This window comes from Caballeronia sp. NK8 (assembly GCF_018408855.1).
Lineage (GTDB): Bacteria > Pseudomonadota > Gammaproteobacteria > Burkholderiales > Burkholderiaceae > Caballeronia.
Genome location: NZ_AP024325.1, coordinates 1,446,175 through 1,470,824, shown reverse-complemented (window position 1 = coordinate 1,470,824; position 24,650 = coordinate 1,446,175). Strand labels below are relative to the sequence as shown.

Sequence of the window (24,650 nt, the reverse complement as noted above, 5' to 3'; positions counted from 1 at the left end):
ATTTTCTTGCCGGTCCACGAGTCTATCTTGTGGATCGAGGAGGCTTGGGAAGCGCAAACGGCTGCATATACGAGACATAGCGAGGACAGACATGGATAGAAGTGATCGCGGGCAAGGATGGACGAGTAAGGCTCGACTGGAAGGGAAAGTCGCGGTGGTCATTGGGGCAGGACAGGCGCCTGGGGAAGGGATCGGCAACGGCAGGGCGGCAGCCGTTCGCTTCGCGCGGGAAGGGGCGCGCGTGGTGGCCGTCGACCGGTCGATCGAGTCAGCTGAGGAAACAGCCGAGATGATCCGGGCCGAAGGTTTTGAGGCCGTTGCGTTCGGCGCGGACGTGACTCGTGAGAACGAACTTGTCCAAGCCATCTACGGCGCAAAAGAGCGGTGGGGCTCGCTGGACGTACTCCACAACAACGTCGGGGTCAGCTTGGGCGGCGGTGACGCTGATTTAATGGACATCACCGAAGACAAGTTCGACAACATATGCCGAATTAATCTGCGAGGAACGGTGTTCGCTTGCAAACACGCCGTCGCGATCATGCGTGCGCAGCGCTCGGGCTCGATTGTCAACGTGTCATCCGCCGCTGGACCTGGGAAATACCCCTACGTGGCGTACAAGGCCACCAAAGCGGGGGTGATCGCGTTTACAGAACAACTCGCGCTGCAGAATGCGCCGTTTGGGATTCGCGCCAACTGCGTGCTGCCGGGGTTGATTGCGACACCGATGGCGGTTGAGGCACGGGTTCGTGAATGGAGCCAGTCACGCGAGCAGGTGTTGGCGGACCGCGATGCCAAAGTACCGCTCGGGCGTCAGGGCAGCGCTTGGGATGTTGCGAACGCTGCGCTCTACCTTGCTTCTGACGAAGCGGATTTCGTCACTGGCGTTTCGCTTCTTGTCGACGGCGGCCGCATTCTGAATCGAATCTGAGTTGCCGTATTCGCCTTGTGGCGAATACGGCACAAAGCCTTACTTCGCTGAGACAATTCCCATCCAATATTGAAGTTCATTCCCGGAAGTCTCGACATCGTACTTCTGCATGAAGTCGAGACTTCCATCTTCACCTATCCGGAAAACGCTCAGGGCTGCAGGGACCTCTTTTAGTCCTGTACCAACCTCGACGGAGAGAGCCTTGATGCTCGCTGTCACGAGCAACGAGCCGCTTGGGTCACACGCGAAGGTCCGGACGTGAAAGGAATGCGTGTCGGCATGTTGCATGAGTTGCGGTTCGCCGGTAGCTTGATCAAGCACATACACTGCAATGTTGTTTTCGCCGCCCGCAAAGACCTTTTGGCCATCTTTTTCGATTGAGTGGTCGGCTCGATTGGCGACATAAACGTATCGACCGGACGGGTGAACGTGGATCGGGCCGGCAATTTGCCGCGCAGCGACGCTTTTGGAGTCTGCGAGCGTCTCTCGTGTATAAGCTGGTACTTGTTCTATACGACCGTCAATGATGCGGAACATATACAGACGGTTCATACGCTCGTCAGACGCGTAAAGCCAGGGTTTGGATGGGTGGAAGTCGACATGCCGTGGCCCGAACCCATACCCTCCCCATGGCGCAGCGACGTTTCCGACATCAAGCACACCATTGCGCATTTTGAACGAGCGAAGAGCGCCGGGGTCCTCGGGCTTGTCGCCCTGTGGGTTGTTCCCTCGGTCGACAATGAGTGCCGCATCTCCGGATGGAAATGTCATCACCTGGTGAGGATAGATTCCATAGTCGAGAGAGTGCGGTTGCTCAACTGCTTTGCCAATAGTCCCGTCCGCGTTGATGCTATGAACGGTTATGCCGCTCATCGGATGATTGTGCGCGTTCAAGATGAACTGTCCGGTCGGGTCGACGCACATGTGGACCGCGCGCCGGTCGAGTGGCTGCGGATTGCCGTGCTGCGTCAGGGCTCCGTCTGGCCCGATGGCGAACGCACTGACGTGGTTGTAGTCCGACTTGACCCTGGGGCCACCGTTGCTGGTCGTTAGGTAGAGGTACTGGCGCGACGGATGTGGCCACGCATACTGAATTTTCGCAGGGACCTGGATGCTGCACCTTCTCTCCAGAACGCCCGAAGCAACGTCGACCTGGTATTGGGTCAGGACGTTGTCGACGGCGCTATACAAGAACACCTTCCCTGTCATGTCTCCTCCAAGAGTGTGGATCGCTCAGTTGTTTGTCAGCTGTCGGTCTCAGCAGGGGACCGTCACGGCTGGCGTGCGCAGAAACATTCTTACGAAGACGGAGTGAACATCGGGATTGACGTGCCATTCGCTGATGTTTTGAAGACGGCCTTTACGCGCTGGCCGATCTTCACCGTGTCTAAATCGACGTCGACGATGTTTGTCATCACCACAGGTCCCTCATCAAGCGCCACGTACGCAATGCAATAGGGTGCTCCCGCTCCCCGTCGAGTCACGCTGTAGGTGTAGATTTCTCCATCGCCGCTTGCATCGCTCCAGACTACATCCGAACTCCAGCAGAATGGACACAGTTGGCGGGGATAGTGATGCGGCTGCCCGCAGGAGTTGCAGCGTTTGATCAATAGCCGGCCTTCCTTTGCGGCCGCGAAATATGGCTCGTCGCCCGGATTCATCGCGGGGTCGCCAATCTTTCTTTCAGGATTCTGTGCAGTCATCTCTTCTCACTCCCGTTCCAAGATAATGGTGGCTGCTCCATGGCGATGACCAATAGCGCCGCCGATACTGGTAGCAAGCGCCAGCGCGCAATCAGGGACCTGCACCTTGGCGTGAGCTTCTCCGCGCAGTTGCCGCACTGCTTCGATGATTTTTGTCATACCGCCCCTGTTCGACGGGTGGTTGTTACAGAGACCACCGCCATCAGTGTTGAAAGGGAGCTTCCCTGAACCGGAGATCAAGTTACCGTCGGCGACGAATTTGCCGCCTTCCCCCTTCTTGCAGAAACCGAGGTCTTCGAGTTGGAGAATTACAGTGATGGTGAAGCTGTCGTAGATTGACGCATACTGGATGTCAGATGGCGACAAGCCTGCCTCTTCAAAAGCACGCGGACCGGTCCATGCTGCACCTGTGTACGTCAGGTCAATCTTCCCGCCCATCTGGTGTTTCGTTGATTCACCGCAGCCTAAAAGCTTAATGTTCGGACGGTTCAGGCTTTTAGCGATTTCGGGGCGCGCGACGATAATCGCCCCGCCACCGTCGCTTACAACGCAGGAGTCGAGACGGTGCAAAGGATCGGAAATCATCGGCGATGCCAAGACCTCGTCGACCGTTACGACGGACTGCAACATTGCTTGAGGGTTGTATTGCGCGTGGTGTGAAGCCGCAACCTTGACCCACGCGAGTTGCTCGCTAGTCGTGCCGTACTCATGCATATGACGCATCGCAGCCATTGCATATAGGTTCAACGTCACGGGGCTGTACGGAAGCTCGTAGGGCGCGTCAGGCATGTTCACGCCACGAACGCGAACCTGCGTTCCGGAGATTCCCTCGGAATTTGGCCGGCCCGCGAGCGTAATGAGCGCGACATTACACTTCCCGGCGGCAATCGCCTCCGCGGCATGAGCAACGTGGATCAAGTAGGAGCACCCTCCCATGTCCGTCGAATCGATATGCTTCAGTTGATTGAGGTTCAGATAATTCGCTAGGGACCACGCGTTGGCTCCTGGTGCGTCGCCGGCGCAAAAGAAGCCGTCGATATCATCTTTGGTCAAACCGGCATCTTCTATCGCACCTTTTGCTACCTCGGCATGCAATTGCGCCACAGAGTGATTGGGTGCTTTACGTAGTGGATGCTCATAGGCCCCAACGATGTAAGCCTTGCCTTTTACAGTCATACGCTCAACTCCTCTTCAACAGGTGAAGTCGCGACTCCCAGCACGTGCCTGGTGCCTGGGGCCTGGTCATGAACCACTAGCACCTGGTCAAGTTTCGATGAATGAAACCAGTGCTGTTCAGTAAAACCAATGATACCATTGGTAATGTGGGGCAGGGTAATGCTAAATGGGGAGGAGACAGAGACAGAGGGGTGGTGCTTGATGTGCTCGCGGCGGCCGGTTTTAGCACGGTTTCGGTGAAAGCCTTCTCGGGCTCGTCTCGTGGGCGACGATCTGCCCGTGCAGCTTTTTAATCGACTCTGAGTTGCAGGGCGCGTTTTCGGCTGGCGACGTTCTATACCGGCTAGTGGTGCCGGTTGTTGAGGAAAGTATGAACGCGAAATTGAACGAACTTGACGATGTCTCGGCGGCTGCGCCGGTTCAGTCGGACTTTAAGGTGTGGCAGTGTGTCCTTTGCGGTTTCATTTACGACGAGGCCGAGGGTATTCCTGAGGACGGTATCCCTGCTGGCACGCGTTGGGAAGATGTGCCCGCCGACTGGCTGTGCCCGGAATGCTCGGTGGGAAAGAGTGATTTTGAAATGGTGGAGGTTTGATGTACGAGGGAGCTTGCGCCGATACTTCGTTATTTGGAATCGAGCGTCTGACTCGGGCCGCAAGAACGCGAGATCTCCGCATGCTTCCTTGTCTCGAGGATCTTTTATGATCACCCGCGCCGAGCATAGCGGGCAGCTCGGCGCAGGTCCCCTTGGTTCTCGCGATTCTTAGAGGCACGGAACAGCGCGCGTTACGCGCCCTAACAATGTTCCGCGTTATTGTTTTTGTATTCCGAGATTGGTAACGACTCGGCTCACTTCTGACACTTCATTCCTAAGATACTTATTAAACTCCGGGGGCGTCATGGGAGACGTCTCAATGCCTTGACTAGCCAATCGCTCTCGAAGCGAATTATTGTTTATCGAGTCGCGCAGTGCCTCTGAAAGACGTTGAACCGCGTCTTTCGGGGTTCCGACGGGTGCGACAAGGCCCATCCAGGTGTAGAAACTATACCCGGGAGCTCCTTGCTCAGCCAAGGTTGGAACATTCGGTAGCGCCTTGAGCCTTGAGTTTGACGTAACTCCGAGGGCTCGAAGCTTACCTCCGTCCAGATAGCCCTTACTGCTGCTGTAAGCTTCGAAGATCATATTCACACGACCGCTCATCACGTCAGGCATCGCTGGTCCGTTGCCCTTGTAAGGGACGTGCAGAAGTTGCAACCCGGCCTTCTGAAGATAGAGTGCCGCTCCTAGATGTGTCCCGGTTCCGATGCCAGCCGATGCATACGAAAGCTTGCCTGGATTCGCTTTCGCGCGGCTTATGAAGTCTGAAAGGGCTTTCTCTGGTTCGCTGGTAGAGACTTCGAGAAGTAGGGGCGATCTGCCGATGAACCCGATTCCGGTGAAGTCGCTCAAGAGGTTGTAGCCCGGATCCTGTCGCACCGATTGCTGATAAACCATAGTGCCCGCGGATGCTAACAGGGTGTATCCGTCGGGCCGAACTTCCTTGACGACGTTGATGCCTACCAGACCATCGCCGCCGGCCCGATTTTCGACGATGACGGACTGTTTAAGGTTGAGACTCATTTGCTGGGCAATCAGACGGGTCGTTACATCGAGCAGCCCGCCCGGACCGGTGTTCACAATGATCCGGACAGGGTGTGAAGGAAATGAATCTTCAGCGTGCACTTGGCTCGCTGAGATAAGCGAAATGCAAAAGAAGTGCGCGAGGTTGACCAGAAGCTTTGGCATTGGAGTCGACTCTTAAGAGGTAGATGTTTCTCAATCCCGGCGCCGGGCAGTTCGGATTACCAGAGAAGTCCGATGCTCGAGATCAGTATCTCTAACGTTGGCTTACCGAGGCGTCACTCTTGTCGCCGCATCTTGACACCGGCCGTGTCCTCATACATGCGAGCAAGTTGCTCAACGCTTGAGGAGCCTCCAAGCTGATTTTTTGCCTGTTCGAAGATCCCGAGGACCACATTCGGTATCAGTGTGGGCGCGCCCACTCGGCTGGCCAGCGAGGAACATGCCTTGAGATGACCGAGGTAAGAATCTATGGCAGCCCCAGATTCTGACTTGCCAGACGCAAGCGCCGGAAGAAGCGTTCGCGAAGCGTCGCTCCAACCCGAGCCTTTATTCACAACCAGCGCTATGTCATCGAGCTTGAGCCCATACTTCAGCCCGGCGGATGCGCATTCGTAGGTCACAGCTCGCCCGAGACATTCAAGACTGTTGATCAGAACATCCTCAATTGCTGGCAGGGGGGCCGTCGAACCGGCAAGGTCCGGCTTTGTCGTCTCCTTAGCCTGGGTCAGCTTGGTCGCTGCCATAGACTCGACGAGACCAACCATGTCTTCCAAACGCGCGCGATCGCCAATGGTGTTCAAACCAATTTGCAGCAGTCCGCGGGTAATGTTCATGATGGGCATCGGCACTGAGCGAGTCATGCCAAGTGACACCGCCTGATTGACATCCTTCAGCATCAGCGAGAGGGCAAAGTTGGTCGACTCCTTTCCTTCGACCAGAGCCGGAAGCATCTTCAATGTCGTTTGATTGCGAGCAGGTTCCCGGTTCAAGAATTCACTCAGATATGCGAGCGAAAGACCGGCCTTCACTCCCAGAGCGGCGATCTCCAAAGTGCCAAGGCGACAGGCCGCGTTCATCGCATTGTTGACCATCTTCATGGCTTGCCCGTCGCCAACGCGAGTGCCGCAGCGGAAGATTGTTTCAGTGATGGTTCGAAGCGCTGGAAGCGCCGTCTCAACTACATCGTCGGGACCCGAAACCATGAGTGTTGCGCCACCGCTGGCAACAATGGACGGAGAAGCCGATACAGCGGCATCGATCATGCCAACGTCTTGACGAGCAAGAAGCTCTGCAATTTCTCGAGTCTCCTCGGGAACACCGCTGGTCTGATCGATAACAACTTTTCCGGCCGAAAGTCCTTCGGCTAACCCGCCAGGCCCGAAAATCAGTTCTCTTACATCAGAGCTTCGTGGAAGGCAAAGAAGGATCACGTCGCTCTCAGAGGCGAGCGCGGCCGCCGACGGAGCGACCTTCGCGCCCGCCTCAGCGAATGCCGTTGCAGCGTTCGCATTCAAATCCCACACGCAGAGCTCGTGCGCTGATAAAAATCGACGTGCCAGTTGACCGCCTAGCGCTCCCAGTCCGATGTAACCAATCTTCATCTTGCGTCGCCTCCCTAGTCGTTTGCCTATCTTTTCTACAGAACCCGCCTTCGTGGGCCGAGATCAAACGCCGGCTGAAGTGTATCGGGTGTATGCGAAGATCGTAGCACGCATTCTACTCATCAGTATTGATTCCATACAGTGAAACCAAAAATGAAAGACGGCAGTCTGATGTCATCGCGATTACGGTTTCGATGAATGGAACAGATTCCAATTATATTGACGTAGAAGCGCCCTGGATATAAAGTTGATCCAAGATTTCGTGGCGGCGCCAACCGTTGTATAGGACAGGGGTTAACCCTTTGTTTGTTCAGAAGTGGCGAACGCGAAGTTGACATTCACAAAACTTAGGAGACGACCCACCATGCGGCATTCGACAATCTTCCAGACCGAGCGTTGACCGAAGGCCTCCGTACGCTCGCCCGCTGCATGCTGTTCAACGCAGTGGACAGCCAGGCGCGGGCCCTTTGCCTTTCGTGTCAAATGAGAACACCCTTGTGAACACAGACCAGTACGCACGATAACTGGCGGGATGGAGCAGACCATGGAGCAATCAGTACAGCCCCCTGTACAGGGTTGGAGCGGTGATCAGCCTGCTGAGGCATCGGCGACTGACAAGGAGGTGAAGGCAGCGTATCGGAAGGTCACCCTGAGACTTGTTCCGTTCTTATTTCTTTGTTGGGTAGTTAACTACATTGACCGGGTGAACCTCGGGTTCGCGAAGCTTCCGCTGTCGAGAGATCTCGCGCTCTCGGACGCAGCCTACGGATTGGGGGTAGGGTTATTTTCGATCGGCTATGTCCTGTTTGAAGTTCCGAGCAACCTGATGTTGGAGCGAACCGGTGCGCGGCTCACCATGGCGCGAATTATGTTTCTGTGGGGCTGCATCACTTGCTTGATGATGTTCATACAGACGAGCACGCAGTTCTACATCGCCCGAATTGCGCTTGGAGCTGCCGAAGCCGGCTTCTATCCTGGTCTATTGCTCTATCTTACCTATTGGTTTCCGTCCGCTCGTCGCGCACGCATCACGTCGCGCTTCTTGCTCGCAATTGCGGTATCAGGAATGATTGGAGGACCCTTGGCCGGTTGGATCCTCAACACGTTCGTCGACGTTGGCGGACTTCGTAACTGGCAATGGCTGTTCTTGCTTGAAGGGATACCCGCAGTCCTGCTCGGGGTCTTCGCTTACTTTTATCTCGATGATAAACCCGATCAGGCAAAATGGCTGACGGACACCGAGCGCAAGATTATCTTGGATAACATCCAAGCGGATCGCGCATTCAAAGGCAAGCCTGTTCATTCCGGCCTGGTCGCGGTTCTTCGCGACCCACGCGTCTATGTGGTCGTGCTCGCATCGTTGGTTACGCCGATGCTGGGCATCGTTATGAATTATTGGACGCCCACTATCATTCATCGAGCAGGTGTCACCAACATCCTGCACCTATCTCTACTTTCTGCGATTCCCTCCGTTATTGGTGCGATTGGGATGATTGTCATTGCCCGACACTCCGACCACCGCGTCGAGCGCCGCTGGCATTACCTGTTTTCGATTTCCATTGGGGCAGTGGGGCTCGTCCTGCTTCCGAGTGTGGTCCACAGCCCGGTCTTGACAATCGGCTGCCTTTCGCTGCTGGCAATCGCATATTACGCGGGTAGCACAATGTTCTGGACGATTCCCCCCGCGTACTTCCCGGCGGCATCTGTTGCGGCCGGCATCGCGTTGATGAGCAGCCTGGGACAGGCAGGTTCACTGCTGACACCGACCTGGCTGGGCTGGCTGATGACCAATACTCATAGCATCGCGATCGGGCTATACACCATTGCAGCAATCGCACTTGCCGGTGGCTTCATCATCGTCTTGGGGGTGCCGGCTTCCAAGCTGAGGGAACGGCGTGATGAGTCCGTGTAGCAGCTAGGCTTGGCGCTGCCCAAGAGAAAATTGAATCTTGTCCTCTCGAGTTTAACAATGACTGAACCAACCGCTCCTACAAACCACGTTACCTCTGAGCCGATCGGATTTATCGGCCTGGGGGCGATGGGCGCCCCAATGGCGGGTCATCTTGCGGCGCTCGGATACTCATTGCTTGTGTACGACACCAACGCAGCGGCCGTCGCTTCGGTCGTCGAGCGAGGTGCGGAATCGATGACGTCAGCCAAAGCGATTGCCGATCGCGCCCCAATCGTGTTGACTTGCTTGCCGTCCTTGCCGGCCATCAAGGAAGTCGTCTTTGGAAAAGAAGGTGTTTCGAAAGGCGGCGCCGCACGTATTCTGGTCGATTTCTCGACGACCGGGGCACGATTCGCTCAAGATCTCGCAGCGGATCTGAAGTCCTTCGAAATCGACCTGCTTGACTCTCCGATCACAGGCAACGTGACAACGGCGGGGAATGGCAAGCTCGGAATCATGTGTTCTGGGCCCGCGCGCGCGTTCGAACGTGTCTCTCCCATTATGCGAGACCTGGCGAGCCTCGAGGTGCTGTATCTAGGTGAGGAGACCGGAAAGGCTCAGACGCTCAAACTTCTCAATAACTCGCTGTCGGCCACCGGAATGGCGTCCGCCTGCGAAGCGTTCATTTTGGGCGTCAAGGGCGGACTAAACCCTCAGCGGATGCTTGAAATCATCAACTCAGGCGACGCAAGCAGTAGTGCGACCCGAAATAAGTTCGCACGGTCGGTGTTGCCGCGTAAGTTCGATTTTGGAGCCCGCATGGCCATTACGGCCAAGGACATTTCACTGACGGTCGAAGAGGCTCAAAATCGCGGGGTTCCGATGTGGGTTGCACAAACCGTGCAGCAAGTCTGGAAGTATGCGGCAACGCAGGGGGGAGCGGACCGCGACGGAACTTCGCTTATTACCTATCTTGAGCCGTGGTCTGGGGTCGAGGTGGCGAGCCGCGGAGAGGCCATTTCCTGCGAGCGGGCGGTTTCGGTGAGCGCAACCTTCGTTCCCCATATTCTTATATGTGACGAATCCGAGGCTGAGCCTATTTCTCTCCGATTGCGTGCCCAGGGATTCAAAGTCGAGATACCGCACGGTGAGGCAGGGGCGGCACAACCTACGACTGTGCCAGCTCGATCTTTCGGGACGTGCGTCTTGATCGGCGTAAAGGAAAGTGACGAACAGTCCCTTGTTGTGAAGCGCATTCGCCAAGCAGCCGGCGATGGCTGTGTTGTCATCAACACTCGAGCAATGCCTGTAGCCGAATCCACTCGTTTTCACCAGCAGACACGAGAGCTCGGCCTCAAATGCGTTGACGGCTTGCACACTGGATCGTCCCATGAGCGTCGATCGGGCGAAGGGGTAATCATCGTCGGCGGCGCAGCCGCTGCCATCGACGCAGTAGCGCCGTTGCTGGCCGCGTTGAGTCGTCGAGTGTTTGTGATCTCGGAGCGGCCAGGGGACGCCCAGTTGATGCACATGATTCACGCGTCGTTGTTTGCGACACTTCTTGTCGTTACGTCCGAGGCATTCGTCGCAGGGGCCAAGGCTGGCCTGACTCCGTTGCAAATGAGGACGATTATGGGCATCGAGACCGGAAGAAACGCCGCGAGTGCTCGGATCCTCCCAGAGCAGGTAGCGACTCGCCGCTTTGACTATGGGTTGACTCTCGCACAGGCTAGGCGCCACCTGACTATGGCAACGGATGCGGCACGTCAGCTGGGTGTTACAACGTGGATCTTCGACAAGGTCTTGGGAGTCTATGGCCTCGTGTGCAGTGGCGGACATTCCCCTGAAGACGTGAGTTCCATCGCGAAGCAGTACGAGTCCTGGGCGCAAGTCAAGGTCGAAACCGTCGATCCCGCACAGCAGGCCGCGTAGAAACGTTTCTGTCAGCGAGTATCTCTAGTCGTCGAAGTGCCGGGGCGGTGAAGCGAAGCTCCTGCCGGTCCGACGGTCGACAGCCAGCGACAGCATTGAACAAAAGAGAGGTTCCGGAGTGACGACGCAGAACGAGACTGAAACTATTCCAGCGACAGTGGTCGATTTTCGGGGCAACAACCATCGAGATCTCGAAGCGCTGGATGCCTGGACGAAGCGACGCGTCGAGGAAGCCCTAGAGCCTGAGCTTCCTATCATCGACCCGCATCACCATATTTGGAATGACGAGCGCGGGCGCTATCTTGCGGACGAACTGCTCGCTGACATAGGAACGGGCCACCGAATCGAGGCGACCGTGTACATGCAGTTCAAAGCGAACTACCGTGAGACCGGTCCAGAGTCGATGCGCCCAGTTGGTGAAGTTGAGTTCGCTAGCATGTTTGCCGATGCATGCGCGACCGAGCGACCGGAAGGCCCCAAGTTGTGCGCCGGAATTGTCGGGCATGCAGATCTTCTGCTCGGCAGCGATGTGCAAGCTGTACTCGATACGATGCTTGAGGCGGGTCGCGGCCGCTTGCGCGGAATCCGGCACGGTGCAACGTTTGATTCGGGACAGGCCGGATTTGGGCGCGCGTTCGCCCGTCCTCACGTTCTTCTGGATTCCAACTTCCGAGAAGGATTCGCGAGGCTCGCGCCACTGAACCTATCATACGATGCGTGGATTTTCTATCCCCAATTACCAGATCTGATAAGCCTTCTTCGCGAGTTTCCGAATACGAATGTCATCCTCGACCACGCGGGTGGCATTCTCGGCGTTCCGCCGCATGTGAATCGTCCGGAGGTGTTCTCGACTTGGCGCGCGTACATTCAGCAGCTTTCGCAGCATCCAAATTTGACGGTCAAGATCGGTGGGCTCGGGATGCTCTACTGCGGCTGGAACTATCATCTGTATTCGGAACCCCCGACATCCGAAGCACTCGCCGCATCTTGGAGACCGTACATTGAGACCTGTATCGAATTCTTCGGCCCTGAACGTTGCATGTTCGAGAGCAACTTTCCGGTCGATAAGCAAACCTGCGGATACGGTGTGCTTTGGAATGCCTTCAAGCGCGTAACGCGACACTACTCCGAATCTGAGAAGCGCGCGCTTTATCGAGACAATGCAGCTCGGATCTATCGGCTTCAGTAGGGGTTCAGAACCTCCGGTGAGGTGCAATACCTGTTAATCGGAGCTTCGGTTGTTATGTGGAACGCGTTATGCCGCGAGCTTCGCCGCCGCGTGCATTCAATCGGTGCGCTCATAAGGGAGTCGCTTGAGGAAACCTACCAAAGATTTCCGCAGCGACTTTTCTTCACCCGCAGCTCAGCTACGAGCAGGAATGTCTAGCTGGATATGTCGTTCGCACCAACGCACTCGCCCGACTTTGGCCGCTCGGAGCTGCTCATGGGCGTTTTCGTTTCGAGAATCGAGCGCTGCGTGCGCTCAGGAATGTCGACCGAGGCGGCAGGACTAGGACTGCTGTGACACAGGCGGCGTGGTCGAACACAAGCAGTCGTTGAACCGCTCAAGTAGAAATGCGAGTCCCGTCCAGCCTCGCTCCTCGATCAGCGCTCGGGTTCGAGAGTGCGCGCTCGCAAAAATCATCTTAAAACGCGGTCCGCTTCAGGGCCGCCGACAGCGTTTCCACACCATATCCGAGCCTCGATCGGTTGTCCGTAATCTACGGCCTCACTGAATTTCTAAGTTTCACGCAGTGAAACGCGTTCCTTTTTCGTTGACACCGCGGTGCCATCGACGTACAGTCGATTCTGACGCTGCCGAGATTGCACGGCACCGATACCTTCCGGCAAATTCGCAGAGATGTGGGAACGCTAAACATCAATGAGTGAATATCTCTCTCTCCGTTACGGCAACTTCATAACGGAATCGAATATTGAGCACATGCCGCCAGACGCGGTCGACTACGGGAAGATGCTTCTGGCAAGTACGCTCGCCAGCGCGGCGTTGGGATCAACTCTCGATTCGAGCAAGCTCATCAGGTCGCTGGAGCTGAGCAGAGGAGGAGCGTCTGAGAGTTCGGCGTGGTTCGGCAAATGGGAACGTTTGCCAGTGGTGGCAAGTGCTAGGTTAAACGCGCTAATGAGTGACGCCGCTGCGTCTGACGATAGTGACCTCCGTAACATCGTGCATAGCGGCACCCAAGCATGCGCAGCGGCGATGGCAGTCGGAGAAGCGTGCGGAGCATCGGGCGCGGAAATTGTCGAGGCGATCGTTGTTGGGTATGAGATCGCTGGCAACATCAACACTGCGATGATTGGCGGATTGCAGCGCAAGGGTTTCCACGGGTGCGTTGTTGCGACTTTTGCGGCGGCGGCAGCGGCCGCGCGTCTGCTTAAGCTGAGTCGAGAGGCTGCGGCGCATGCGTTATCGTTGGCCGCCACTTCCATGGGCGGCTTGCACGCAGCAGCAGCGACAAGTCTTGCTCGTGAATACCACGCTGGCAATGCGGCAATGATGGGCGTCTACAGCGCTCAGGCGGCCGGCCTGGGATATGAGGCAGAGCTCGGCACATTCGAAATGAAGCGTGGTTTCTTCGAGACTCTGGGTGGGGGGCACGACGCCAACGCCGTGATCGACCAGTTGGGACGTAAGTGGAGCATTTTGACTGAACTCGGAATCAAGATGGTCCCGGGCGGTTCCCCTTTTCATGCGGTGGCAGAAGCGGCGGCCCTCGCCGCAAGAGAAGGAGACTTGGATGTGACTGACATCCACCACATCTCATTCACGTTGCCCGACTACCCATTTCCCGGACCAAAGAATCCAACCGATCTAATTGGCATCGCACATAGTCCCTTCTACTTTGCTGCGGCCGGCGCAGCGGACCACGACTACAGTTGGCCGCATGCATTCCCCGAAAAGATTGCTGACCCCCGCATTAGATCTCTGTTCGATCGGGTTACGCGGGTCGACTACGACGTCCCGGATAAGAATCTGTACAAAAGCGGCGCTATCGTCAAGATTGAGACCAATGACGGTCGTGTTATTGAGCGGTCGGTCCGCTTTCCGAAGGGCGCTGCTGTGCGCGGCATCGAATGGGATCAGGTCGAATCTAAATATAGGTCGCTCATGCCATACGGAGGTGCCGACGTGGACGCGATTGATAGAAGCTTTCGACTGATACGAGGGCTGACCGCGGTTGAGGACATTAAGGATTTGGTCAAAATGCTAAAAAACGAATAAGAAGTTTCTGAAATCCGTTGGTTGTCGCCTGCATCAAATAGAGCGAGTCTTCGGGAAGAGATGCAGGCGGAAGAAGCACAGTAAGTGAAACACAAAACAAGATTAGGAGACGGATAATGACTAGGCTGAAAACACTTATCTCTGGAATGATCATTTCGGCAACTGTAGCCGCGCCCTTCGGCGCATGGGCGGCCGATGACTTTCCGACACGCTCCATCCGAGTGATTGTGCCTGTCTCTGCCGGCGGATGGGGAGACGTCACCACTCGTGTTATTTGCCAACGGCTTGGGGAAATCCTCGGGCAATCGATCATTGTTGACAATCGCACCGGTGCGGGCGGCCTTGTGGGAATCCGTTACACCAAGGAACAGCCGGCAGATGGATACACCTTGATGTCGACAGGAAGCACGTTGGCGATTCAGCAGTCGCTCAATAAAGAACCCGGCTACGACGCCCTGAAAGACTTCATTGACGTCGGAACGATGGTCCGCTCACCGGCGTTGATCGTAACGAGCAGCAAGTCAAGCTACAAGTCTCTTTCAGACTTGCTCAAGGACGCGAAGGAAAAGCCCGGCTCAATCAGCTATGGCTCTGCCGGCGTCGGCACAACGACACACATCGCAGCAGCGATGTTGTTGAAGGATGCGGGCGTACAGATGCAACACGTTCCCTACAAAGGGAATGGTGCCGCCATGCCTGATGTAATCGCAGGACGAGTCAGCTTTCTGATTGACGCATACGGCAGTAGTCAGCCCGGTTTGAGCGGCGGTTTGCTGCGAGCCCTGGCGGTCACGTCCGACGCACCGATCGGTGTGCTTCCGAATCTCCCGACTGCCGCGCAACAGGGTGTTCCTGGCTACAGCTATTACTACTGGTTGGGGCTCTTTGCACCGGCGGGTACTCCTGCCGATAGGGTGAAGAAACTGTCCGACGCGTTAGCCAAGACATTAAACGATCCGAAAATCAAGGCCAGATTGCAGTCAGAGGGAACGGAGCCGTACTATGCGTCGCCTTCAGAATCCGAGGCGTTCTTGAAAAAGGATTTGGCAGCTACTAGTAAAGTCATTAAGGACACGGGTATTCCGAAGCAGTAAAGCTTGAACCCCCAGGGCGTCATTCAGGAGCAGATGATGATTTCGGTGGCATACATCGGACCGAGCAGCGATTGGGCTACCCGCGTTGAACGCCTTCCCGAGTTGAGGAGATTTAATCCGTGTGAGACAGGGACGGCGTCCGAACGAGTCGCTGATGACGGATTGCTTGCAGAGAAGGAGCAAGCTCTGCGTTGTGACATCGTATTCTTACGCCTTGGTGAAGTGGGCAATTGCGACCGATTTAGTTTCGAGAGGGACATATACCTTAGCCGGCTCTCTCCAGGGACGGTACTGGTCGACCTGGATGGCGACCCGAGGTGGTGGAGCGAGGAAGCTGAGTTTCAACTTGAGCGGACTGGTGTCCTTCTGTTGTCAGCGACTGCGATCTGCGACCTTGGGTCAGAGACTAATACCGTACTCGTGTCGGGTGGGCAGGATGCATATCGGAAGGCACTACCCGTTCTGGAAGCAATCGGCCCCTGCGCCTATTGCGGTCCTCGATTGGTACATGCGTACGCGGTCGCCCTGATGAACCAATCGATGTACCTCACCGGGCGACTGTTAAATTTGGAGTCGGTAGCCATGGGCTTCCGAGCTGGACTTTCGTTGGCTGACTTGACGGAGGCGATAAACCTGAGCAGTGGTCGAAGTCGCATCTCCGAAGTGTTGCTTCCCGACTTGTTCAGGGACGACCGTATAAAGGAGCGATCTCTGACGTCTGCCATGGACGACTTGAATCGGATCATTAGCCTTGGCATGACGCTAGGAGTGCCCATGCCTTTGGCGAGCCACACACGCTCGCTGCTGGCAATGAGCGCGAATATCGTCGGGCCGAACGCGGATCTAAATGATATGCACACTGTCATTGGGTCTATGGCTGGAATTTCCCTCGACAAGCCGCTTGCCGAGTTCAACCCAGTCGCCCGCACGGAAGCGTCCGATACTGACCTATCCCGGACCGCTTCCGCGCCGGTAATCGGTTACGTCGGGCTCGGGGCAATGGGTGCAGCGTTGGCGCGTCAGGCGTTGAGCGTTGCACGCGAGCTTCATGTCTACGATGTGAGTCAAGACCGAGTTAATGAACTCGTCACAATGGGCGCTGTCGCAGCGCCCGACGTTCTGACACTCGCGCAAAAGTGCGACCTCATCATCCTGTGCGTACCGACGTCTGGGGATGTCGAGAAGATCCTTTTTGGGGAACAAGGGATGTCTGATGGGTTAAAGGCGGGAACAATTGTAATCGACCAAACAACCGGAAGTCCTTTCGAGACACAGATGATGGCCGAGAGGCTCCGGGAGCAGGGCGTCGAGTTAATCGACGCGCCAGTGACGGGCGGTCCAAGAGGGGCGGCAGAAGGTACGTTGGTAACTCTGTGTGGAGGACAGCCTGAGGCATATGCCCTCGTGTCCCCGATATTGGAGAGAATGGGCGGAAAGATTTCATATTTCGGCGCAAGCGGCGCCGGCCAAGCCGCCAAGCTCGTAAAGAACGCGCTAGGGGCGAGTAATCGAATCGTCGTTTACGAAGCACTCGCGCTCGCGTCAAAAGTTGGCCTGAAGCTGGATTTGCTGGATCGACTCATCGAACGAAGTTCGGGCTGGACTGCAGCCTTCCGTCGCGTCATCGGCGCAATTCGAACGGGCAAGCCTACAGCCGATGTCAAGCTCTCGTGGTATGTCAAAGACCTTGTACTCGTTTCGCAAATGGCGGCCGCCCTTCGCGTGCCTATGTCCATCGCGAATCTGGTTCGCTCGCGTGTTGAGGTCGCCCAGTCCGCGCTTGACGGAGATGTCAACGTCGATGCATTAGCTGCTCTGTTCGAAATTCCACTTACGTATAGCGAAGAGAAAAATGAGGCAATTTGACAAGTTTTATATTGACGGACGCTGGTGCGAACCTGCTGGCAAGGAAAGCTTCGAGCTAATTGATCCCGCAACTGAGCTGCCCTACGGACGCGTAGCTCTCGGTGCCCGGGAGGACGTCGATCGTGCAGTCGCGGCAGCGCGCAAGGCGTTCGAGTCCTTCAGCCAGACGCAGAAGGAACAGCGCATCGAATTGCTACAAAACGTCGTTGAGGCGTTTACACGTCGTCAGGATGACCTGATGTCGGCAGTCACGCAGGAGATGGGGGCGCCTGCCGCACTAACCGCACAAACGGGTACAGCATTGCAGGCCTTTCGGCAGGCGATTATCACACTCGGCGACTATTCGTTTGAGAAGATGATGGCCGACAACATCATTCGGAGAGAACCGATCGGTGTCTGCGGACTCATCTCGGCGTGGAACTGGCCCCTGCAACTACTTTGCACGAAACTTGGTTCCGCTCTGGCCGCAGGATGTACTGTCGTGGTTAAGCCAAGTGAATACACGCCGGTCAGTGCGTTGGTATTGGCCGAGGTCTTTGATGCTGCGGGCGTACCACCCGGAGTTTTCAACCTTGTCAATGGTGATGGTCCGACGGTCGGAGAGGCCATATCGAGGCACCGCGGGATCGACATGGTTTCGTTCACTGGGTCCACTCGAGCAGGTGTGCTCGTAGCCCAGGCTGCAGCCGATACGGTCAAGCGAGTGTGCCAGGAACTAGGCGGAAAGTCAGCGAATATCATTCTTCCAGACGCCGACCTGGAGGCCGCCGCGCGCTTTAACGTGACGAGAGGCTTTTCCAACACGGGACAATCCTGTCATTCTCCGACCCGTATTCTCGTTAAAGATGATCAGCTTGAAGCTTTTCTTAACTTCGTTCGCCGTGAAGCCGAGAAAGTGCGGGTCGGAAATCCACAGGACGCCAACACCACGATGGGGCCGGTTGTCAACCGAGCTCAATTCGATCGGGTCCAAAGCTATATCGAAAAGGGAGTACAAGAAGGGGCGAGGTTGATTTTCGGCGGACCCGGGAGGCCTGAGAGGCTCGATCGAGGTTACTTCATTCGTCCGACAGTATTTGCTGACGTCACGCCCGACATGACAATCGCTCAAGAGGAAATCTTTGGGCCCGTCCTGTCTGTAATCACCTATCGCGACATTGAAGAAGCGATTCAGATTGCAAACGGCACGTGCTATGGCCTTGGTGGTTATATCTTTGCCGGAGATCTTCAGGCGGCGCGAAAGGTGGGCGAACGCATGCAGGCTGGACGCATATTTTTGAACGGCGCACCGTCCAATAATGTAGCTCCGATGGGCGGATACAAGCAGTCGGGAAATGGTCGTGAAATGGGCGTTTTCGGTCTCGAGGAGTACCTCGAAGTCAAAGCAATGATTGGCTTTGCCAGTTCGTGAGAGAGGCCAAATCGGGCATCTGACTGCCCTACCTGTGTGTCCCTCTGCCGTCTTCACGTCCTGAGACGAATTATTCGACCCTCGAAAAGGAGGCCACCGAGCGCGCTTGCTTCCGGCGCGTTCGGTATTCACCTGCGGCAAACCAAGACCCGGCGTCGCGCTTCGGCACGTTGCATCAATGGGGTGAGCGGATCAAGGGAATGATCAACCAGGTCGAACTCATCGGACGGGCGCTGCAAAGTCAACTCCTGTCATTGGAACGGCGACATTCAGCAAGGGCGCAGGCGAGCTGTTAGTTTTGATTCACGCATGCTCTTGCCGACGGAGTAGCGTACGATTGCACGCATAACCCTGACGCAATTGGGTTTTCGCCGCACGACATGCCATCAGGCCGCTGCTGGCTCATACTTTCGAAGCAAACCCATGTGTACGCGGCGGCAGCTTTCCAGAAAGGGGGCGATCCGACGGTAAGACGGCGGTTGCGTCGAGAAAGCAACTGACCCCGTCCGACTCGAATCGAGGGCTTACGCCGATGTAAAAGGCGCCGCTCATAATTCGGCGCGGCAAAAAACTGCTTGCGCGCTAGATAACACTATCTCGGCTTTCTCTCGAGGGGCTTCGACGACGCGCTCTTTGCGGTAGAACAGAAGCTCTTGTCGAGGTCGAACAATGTTCATCAGATGTTTGTCGGGATAGGTTGGCCCAGCGTTACCAACGAATGACAACCGCGCCGAAGGGCGCGGCTGGTCAAGAGATGACGCAGATGGCTCAGAACCGGTGAATAATCCCCACGCCCGCAGCAAACATACTTCTGGACGACGACGGGGCTGAATTGAAACCATCACCGATGGTGGCGGTTGCGTTGATTATGTTGCCAGCACCGTTAGTGCCTAGAGTCTGCCCATTCGCGCGTTGATAGGCTTGAAGGGCATACAGACCCGTGCGCTTTGACAACGCATAATATTCAGAAAGATTAAACTGCTGATATTGGGCACTGCTGCTGATTCCGTTCGCTTTGGTGGCACGGGTGTAACTGTAAGCGGCAGCGAGGTCCAACGGCGTGCTCGGCTTCCAGTGCAACTCAACGCCCCCCGTATTAAAAATCTCAAGATCACGGAATCTTGATCCCAGACCCGGAATGTATTGCACGTTGGTGTAGGTCGCCCTGATGTCGAAAGAACCGCTAAAAGCGTAGCTGGCGCCGACACCGAATCTTTGTTGCGCTTGAGCGGTTTGATAGCCGTTCGTGACAGCCGACACGCCGGCTTGGGCACCGTTATTGGACGTTGCGGAGTCTGCGCCGAATGCGCCTCCGCCAGGAGTCGAATTGTTGATTCGAGAAAAAGCAACCCCGAATCCAATAGGGCCCTGAGTGTATTGAAGCCCCGTCGCCCACGTCGAGCCTCTATACACACTCCCCGCTACGTTCCCGAAGGAATACGAACCGCTAAATCTAAAGCCGGCGATGGTTGGAGACATGTATTCCAGGGTGTTGTTCGCGCGGTATGTCGTGTCAAGGCCGTCAACGTCGCCAGGATGCGCGGCGAAATACCCTGATGTCCAGCTGGTCGGTCCAAATTGCTGCAGGATCTGATAATACGAAGCATATTGGCGGCCCGCCGTGAGTGCCCCATATCGATCGTTTGTCAACCCAACAAAGGCCTGTCGGTTGAACAGTAATCCGCTTACGGACTGTGCGCCAGTCGAAGAGTTGAATCCTGCCTCCAACTGCGAGATTGCTTTAGTACCGCCACCAAGATCCTCGGCTGTCTTAAAGCCGAAACGGCTGCCTGCCCAGACACCGGTTGTCATTTTGATAGCGGATCGACCACCGGAGGTTGATCCCAATGTGGTCTGGCTTGTCTGATAGCTAAACCCCTGGTCTACGATCCCGTAGAGGGTGACGCTACTCTGCGCGTGTGCCGCGGATTGCCAAAGCGCCGCTGTACCAGCAACAATAAGCGCCGATTGAAACTGCTGCCTCTTCATCTCCATTTCTCCTTTGTGGTTAGCTTTCGAGGGAAGCCTAATGTTTTACTGTGTGAGTAGTACTACTATAGAAACACGGGTGCGATAAGCTAACGCGCTGTAGTGCGGGACTGCAACTTAGGCAAGCAGATCCCGTTCTTGGAAAGCTTAGTAAGCGTATTGAGGCGCCGATACGATTGGAAAACTTGCGCGCCTCTATGATCCCTCTCTCGCCATTCTTCGAGCAAGGGATGCGATGTATTGTTGGGGCGCAAACAGGCAGACTCTAATCATCGGACTGACGGTGGTCGCGCCCCGTGATTCGTGAAGTACGTGTCCGCTTCAGTCCGCCAATCGATAAACCCGAGCAGCAGTACCGCTGAAAAGACATTGACGCTCGGTTTCCGAGAATTGACGCGTCAGTTTTTTGAACGCGTTCCAAAGCACCTGGTAACTACACATTCCGCGATCTACGGGAAAGTTGCTTTCGAACATGCAACGTTGCGGGCCGAATAGTTCGATACAGACATCAAAATATCGCTTCCAGTTTTCGACTAGTAAGTCGGAGGAAGGTGGTTCAGGAAGTTCGTTAAACGCGAATCCACCATACCGCATGGCGAGTCCGCCGAGCTTGATCACCGCGTTTTCACAGCGCGAAACGATTTCCAGCTTCTTTCGCCATTCGACGAAGACGTCTTCGCGCCGATCTGCATAAGGGCCAATACCGAGCGGACCGCCTGCATGATTAACCACGACGGTGAGGTCGGGGTTGTCGCGACAGACTTGAGCGACTTCGTCGAGTTGGGTGAAGAACGCCCAAAGGTCCAGCGAGAGCCCAAACTTGGAGATTGATTTCACAGCGGCCATCGCCTCAGGACGCGAGAGGACGTTCGGTACATTATCGGCTGGCAAGACTTCCTTGCTCTCGTGCCAAACGATAGTCGGACGCACTCCGCGAAATCGGTCACCTCCAGCCGCCAAGTGAGATTCCAGCACAGGCTCGACCCGATTCCCAAGTAGCAGGTCGACGGTTCCAACGATGCCGGCACAAACCTTTGTCGGACCATAGAGGCCGCTGGCGCTCTGAGCCGCAATTCCGTTGATGAACTCCGTTTCTCCAACCGGCTTAAACTCTTCAGGACCAGAGGCGCGGTACATGGATCTGCACTGTAGATGTACAGTTGCGACGACGTTATGCCCGGATGTGAAGTCCTGCAGGGCCTCGTCGAGAAGGTACCGGTCGCCAGGATGATCCCAGAGATGATGGTGCGGATCGATAATCGGTAGCGCAGGCTCTACGATTTCTTCTTTGCGCCGTGCAAGCCATGCTAAGTCTGCAACTGGGTGAGCTTTCAGCGCCGCTTGGATTGATTCGTCAGGCATGGGTGATTGGGTACTCGTGAGGGTTCGCAGTTTCGAGAGCAAGACGCTCGCAATCGGTCATTACTGATCTCGATAGGGCAAGACTCTCGCAATCGGTCATCACTGGTCTCGATAGGGCGTGGGTGCAATGAAATAGTCCACTCAGTCGCACCCCGCCTTCTTGTGGGACTCAGGTCGAGGCGTTTGCTTGACGCGACTTATCATCCTGCCCAGCTGAACGGTTAACGAGAGAGTAATGCGGTTTGCTAGCCATGATTGCGACCAGGCTAACGAACCCAATGAACATGGTGTATCCAAAGAACAGGCGAATGCCTCCACCTTGCGCTGCGATGAGTGCGGTTGCCACGATGGGCAGCGGGCCTCCGAAGATTGCGCCAGAGGTTTGGTATCCAGCGGAGATTCCAGTGTAGCGAACAGAAGTCGGAAACATGTCTGCGAAAAGGGAAGCTTGAGAGCCGTGACAGGCCGCGTGTCCAATACCCAGCACGAAGACATAGCCCACTACGATTCCAATGTAAGACTTTGCTTCAACTGCGAAACAGAAGGGGAGCGCAGAAGCGAGGAGTACAAAGATGCCCCACACGAAGACCTTTCTTCGACCGATCTTGTCTGCCAGCGCACCGTACATCGGGATGGTGAACATCTCGACTGCCGCTCCGATACATACGGCGATCAGCATATCCGACTGGTTCATGCCGAGCTTTGATACGGTGTAGGAAACCATTGCTACAGCGCATGTATAGAAAAAGGTGTTCGGCGCTGCTTGGGCAAACATTACGCCGAAGAGCTGCCTCGGATATTCGCGAAGGACGGTCATGAACGGAACCTTCTCGATGTTTCCCGAAGCCTTGGCCTTGATGAAGGCAGGAGACTCAGAAACCTTATTTCGGATGTACATGCCTACGCCGAGCATCCCTGCGCTGAGAAGGAACGGGACTCGCCATCCCCAGTCCATAAGAGCCTGCTTGTCTAGGTTGATCATCAACAGGAACGTTGCGTTTCCGAGTAGCAAGCCAAAAAACGAGGCGCTCTGCGGAACGCTGCCGAAAAGCCCGCGTTTCGACTCATCAGCGTGCTCGACCACTGCGACGATAGCGCCGCCATACTCGGCACCAGCGGAAAGGCCCTGCAGGATGCGAAGCAAGACTAGGAGAATCGCGCCGACCGATCCCGCAGTCTCATAGGTGGGGAGAAAACCAATCAGAGTCGTCGCCGCGCCCATGATGATGAAGCTCCAGAGCAGCGTCGTTTTCCGCCCAATCTTGTCACCAAGGTGACCGGCAATAACGCCTCCGATCGGACGAACCAACCAGGCCGTGGCAAATGCCATGAACCCCAAGATGGTTCCAATGGTGGGATCGAAGGTCGGGAAGAATAGCTTGTTTAGAAAGAGCGCGGAAATGATCCCGAAGATAAAGAAGTCGTACCACTCGATGGTGGAACCAATGAAGGTCGACGCGACGATCAAGCGCCGCTGGCGGACGGTAGAGCTAGGGGCAGATGTATCCATGTAGTGTCTCCGTTCGACCCGGTTTGAGTCTGTTTTATTGAGGCAATCGCAAAGTTTCGAAAGCAAGATCAATCTAGCTCGGTTTACGGTTGTGGTCAATAAATTCAGAATCAGTTCCGTTGAGTGAAACTTGGTAACTGTCGTCTCACGCACGCATAATGCACATGGCTCGAAACCTAGAAGCTTCGGCAAGGCACCTATTGCGTATCAACTTGTCTCACTATACAGTACTTTTTAACGCCCTAACTAAGGGTATTCGCGGGGATGCGTGAGCCGTTCTTTGGCAGGATAGGTGCTGCCGCATTCCTTTGGATTGATGGAGAGGAAACTAGATGAACGTTCTTGTCACCGGCGGTGCTGGCTTTCTTGGCGCCTATCTCTCGAATGCACTCCAAGCTGCTGGGCACGTGGTCTACACCTACGACATTGCATCGCCGCCTAAGGAGCTCTTGCATATTTCTCCCTTTTTGGAGAGCAACCTGCGTCGCGGGGCGATCGGTGACATTGACCGTTTGCTTGCTGTGTGCCGGTCGGACAAAATTGATGCCATCGTGCACGCGGCTGCCAGGGTGGGGCTCGAACCATCGCTGGACGATCCGGGTGGGTTCTATCAAACCAACGTGATGGGTCTGGTCAACGTCTGCGAGGTGGCTAGACAACTAGGCCTAGGCAAGGTGGTCTTTGTTTCAAGCAACACTGCATGTCATGCGGGGGTTGGCATCGTTCAGAAAGAGACGGACCCGGCGTTCTCTATCACGCGAGCTAACCCTTCGGCGCACTACGGAACGTCCAAGATGATTGGCGAAGCCATCGGGTTGTCGTACGCCGACTTCCACGATCTGGAGTTCGTTGCGCTTCGGGTTGCCGCGGTGTATGGCTTTGGCATGCGCATTCCGCTTTACATCAAGCCAATGGTTGAAAACTCTGTCGCGGGAAGGCCGACGCGCTTCGAAACCGGAGGGCGGATGAAGAGGGATTTGACTCATGTGCTGGACGTGAGCCGCGCCGTCGCACTCGCGCTGGATTGTCCGAAAATCGCTCGTGGAACGTCTCGGGTTTTAAATATTGCGGCGGGGCGGCTTGTTTCGCCTGCGGAGATTGCGGAAATCGTCCGTCGATTCGTTCCCGGAGCGGATATCGAGATTGGCAACGAGCTCACGCCAATCGAGGAAGAGAACCTCAAGTCGCGTGTTCCTTTGGACGTAACTTTAGCTCGCGAGGTCCTTGGCTGGTCTCCAGCCTGGTCTATCGAAGAAGGAATCGAAGAATACGCACAGCTCTTCCGGGATTATCTGAAGGCGATGTAAGGCTGCGCCATGGCG

At 55.9% G+C, this 24,650-nt stretch carries 18 protein-coding genes; 10 read left to right on the top strand and 8 right to left on the bottom strand.

Going from position 1 to position 24,650, the window contains the following annotated elements; all coding sequences use genetic code 11:
• The first annotated feature begins 91 nt into the window (after positions 1 to 91).
• Positions 92 to 928: an SDR family NAD(P)-dependent oxidoreductase gene (locus tag NK8_RS32020; protein ID WP_213232257.1), complete on the top strand. Its 837-nt coding sequence runs from the start codon at positions 92 to 94 to the stop codon at positions 926 to 928.
• A 39-nt stretch (positions 929 to 967) separates the two neighbouring features.
• Here NK8_RS32020 and NK8_RS32015 read toward each other — a convergent pair whose 3' ends face one another.
• The 3 genes from NK8_RS32015 to NK8_RS32005 all read right to left on the bottom strand — a co-directional run bounded on the left by NK8_RS32015 (position 968) and on the right by NK8_RS32005 (position 3,807).
• Positions 968 to 2,137, bottom strand: coding sequence for a beta-propeller fold lactonase family protein (locus tag NK8_RS32015; RefSeq protein ID WP_213232255.1), 1,170 nt, complete (start codon positions 2,135 to 2,137; stop codon positions 968 to 970).
• An 89-nt stretch (positions 2,138 to 2,226) separates the two neighbouring features.
• Positions 2,227 to 2,631 carry a Zn-ribbon domain-containing OB-fold protein gene (locus tag NK8_RS32010; protein ID WP_106854497.1) on the bottom strand — a complete coding sequence of 135 codons (405 nt, stop codon included), beginning with the start codon at positions 2,629 to 2,631 and terminating at the stop codon, positions 2,227 to 2,229.
• Positions 2,632 to 2,637: 6 nt separating this feature from the next.
• Positions 2,638 to 3,807 carry a thiolase domain-containing protein gene (locus NK8_RS32005; RefSeq protein WP_213232254.1) on the bottom strand — a complete coding sequence of 390 codons (1,170 nt, stop codon included), beginning with the start codon at positions 3,805 to 3,807 and terminating at the stop codon, positions 2,638 to 2,640.
• A 436-nt stretch (positions 3,808 to 4,243) separates the two neighbouring features.
• Between NK8_RS32005 and NK8_RS32000 the strand changes: the two genes are divergently transcribed.
• On the top strand, positions 4,244 to 4,402 hold the full coding sequence (locus tag NK8_RS32000) for a rubredoxin (protein WP_225936536.1): 159 nt from the start codon (positions 4,244 to 4,246) through the stop codon (positions 4,400 to 4,402).
• 216 nt (positions 4,403 to 4,618) lie between these two features.
• On the opposite strand, the gene NK8_RS31995 is transcribed toward NK8_RS32000, so the two are convergent.
• Entirely contained in the window at positions 4,619 to 5,593 is a 975-nt protein-coding gene (locus NK8_RS31995) for a tripartite tricarboxylate transporter substrate binding protein (protein ID WP_213232253.1), read from the bottom strand.
• 113 nt (positions 5,594 to 5,706) lie between these two features.
• Entirely contained in the window at positions 5,707 to 7,032 is a 1,326-nt protein-coding gene (locus NK8_RS31990) for an NAD(P)-binding domain-containing protein (protein ID WP_213232252.1), read from the bottom strand.
• Between the two features lie 544 nt (positions 7,033 to 7,576).
• On the opposite strand from NK8_RS31990, the gene NK8_RS31985 reads away from it, so the two are divergent.
• The 7 genes from NK8_RS31985 to NK8_RS31955 all read left to right on the top strand — a co-directional run bounded on the left by NK8_RS31985 (position 7,577) and on the right by NK8_RS31955 (position 18,467).
• A complete protein-coding gene (locus NK8_RS31985) occupies positions 7,577 to 8,944 on the top strand; it encodes an MFS transporter (RefSeq protein ID WP_225936451.1) in 1,368 nt (455 codons plus the stop codon).
• Between the two features lie 9 nt (positions 8,945 to 8,953).
• Positions 8,954 to 10,855: an NAD-binding protein gene (locus NK8_RS31980; protein WP_213232250.1), complete on the top strand. Its 1,902-nt coding sequence runs from the start codon at positions 8,954 to 8,956 to the stop codon at positions 10,853 to 10,855.
• Positions 10,856 to 10,973: 118 nt separating this feature from the next.
• Positions 10,974 to 12,044, top strand: coding sequence for an amidohydrolase (locus tag NK8_RS31975; RefSeq protein WP_225936450.1), 1,071 nt, complete (start codon positions 10,974 to 10,976; stop codon positions 12,042 to 12,044).
• Positions 12,045 to 12,737: 693 nt separating this feature from the next.
• Positions 12,738 to 14,096, top strand: coding sequence for an MmgE/PrpD family protein (locus NK8_RS31970; RefSeq protein ID WP_213232249.1), 1,359 nt, complete (start codon positions 12,738 to 12,740; stop codon positions 14,094 to 14,096).
• A 116-nt stretch (positions 14,097 to 14,212) separates the two neighbouring features.
• On the top strand, positions 14,213 to 15,190 hold the full coding sequence (locus tag NK8_RS31965; RefSeq protein ID WP_225936449.1) for a tripartite tricarboxylate transporter substrate binding protein: 978 nt from the start codon (positions 14,213 to 14,215) through the stop codon (positions 15,188 to 15,190).
• A gap of 528 nt (positions 15,191 to 15,718) precedes the next feature.
• A complete protein-coding gene (locus NK8_RS31960; protein ID WP_213232248.1) occupies positions 15,719 to 17,056 on the top strand; it encodes an NAD(P)-binding domain-containing protein in 1,338 nt (445 codons plus the stop codon).
• Positions 17,043 to 18,467, top strand: a complete 1,425-nt coding sequence (locus tag NK8_RS31955; RefSeq protein WP_213232246.1) for an aldehyde dehydrogenase family protein — start codon at positions 17,043 to 17,045, stop codon at positions 18,465 to 18,467. The genes NK8_RS31960 and NK8_RS31955 overlap by 14 nt, the downstream gene beginning before the upstream one ends.
• Before the next feature lie 768 nt (positions 18,468 to 19,235).
• Here the strand turns inward: NK8_RS31955 and NK8_RS31950 are convergent.
• The 3 genes from NK8_RS31950 to NK8_RS31940 all read right to left on the bottom strand — a co-directional run bounded on the left by NK8_RS31950 (position 19,236) and on the right by NK8_RS31940 (position 23,328).
• A complete protein-coding gene (locus NK8_RS31950) occupies positions 19,236 to 20,456 on the bottom strand; it encodes a porin (RefSeq protein WP_213232244.1) in 1,221 nt (406 codons plus the stop codon).
• A 321-nt stretch (positions 20,457 to 20,777) separates the two neighbouring features.
• A complete protein-coding gene (locus NK8_RS31945) occupies positions 20,778 to 21,818 on the bottom strand; it encodes an amidohydrolase (protein WP_213232242.1) in 1,041 nt (346 codons plus the stop codon).
• Positions 21,819 to 21,987: 169 nt separating this feature from the next.
• Entirely contained in the window at positions 21,988 to 23,328 is a 1,341-nt protein-coding gene (locus NK8_RS31940; RefSeq protein WP_213232241.1) for an MFS transporter, read from the bottom strand.
• A gap of 332 nt (positions 23,329 to 23,660) precedes the next feature.
• Here NK8_RS31940 and NK8_RS31935 point away from each other — a divergent pair, with 332 nt between their 5' ends.
• On the top strand, positions 23,661 to 24,635 hold the full coding sequence (locus NK8_RS31935; protein ID WP_213232240.1) for an NAD(P)-dependent oxidoreductase: 975 nt from the start codon (positions 23,661 to 23,663) through the stop codon (positions 24,633 to 24,635).
• Positions 24,636 to 24,650: the final 15 nt, after the last annotated feature.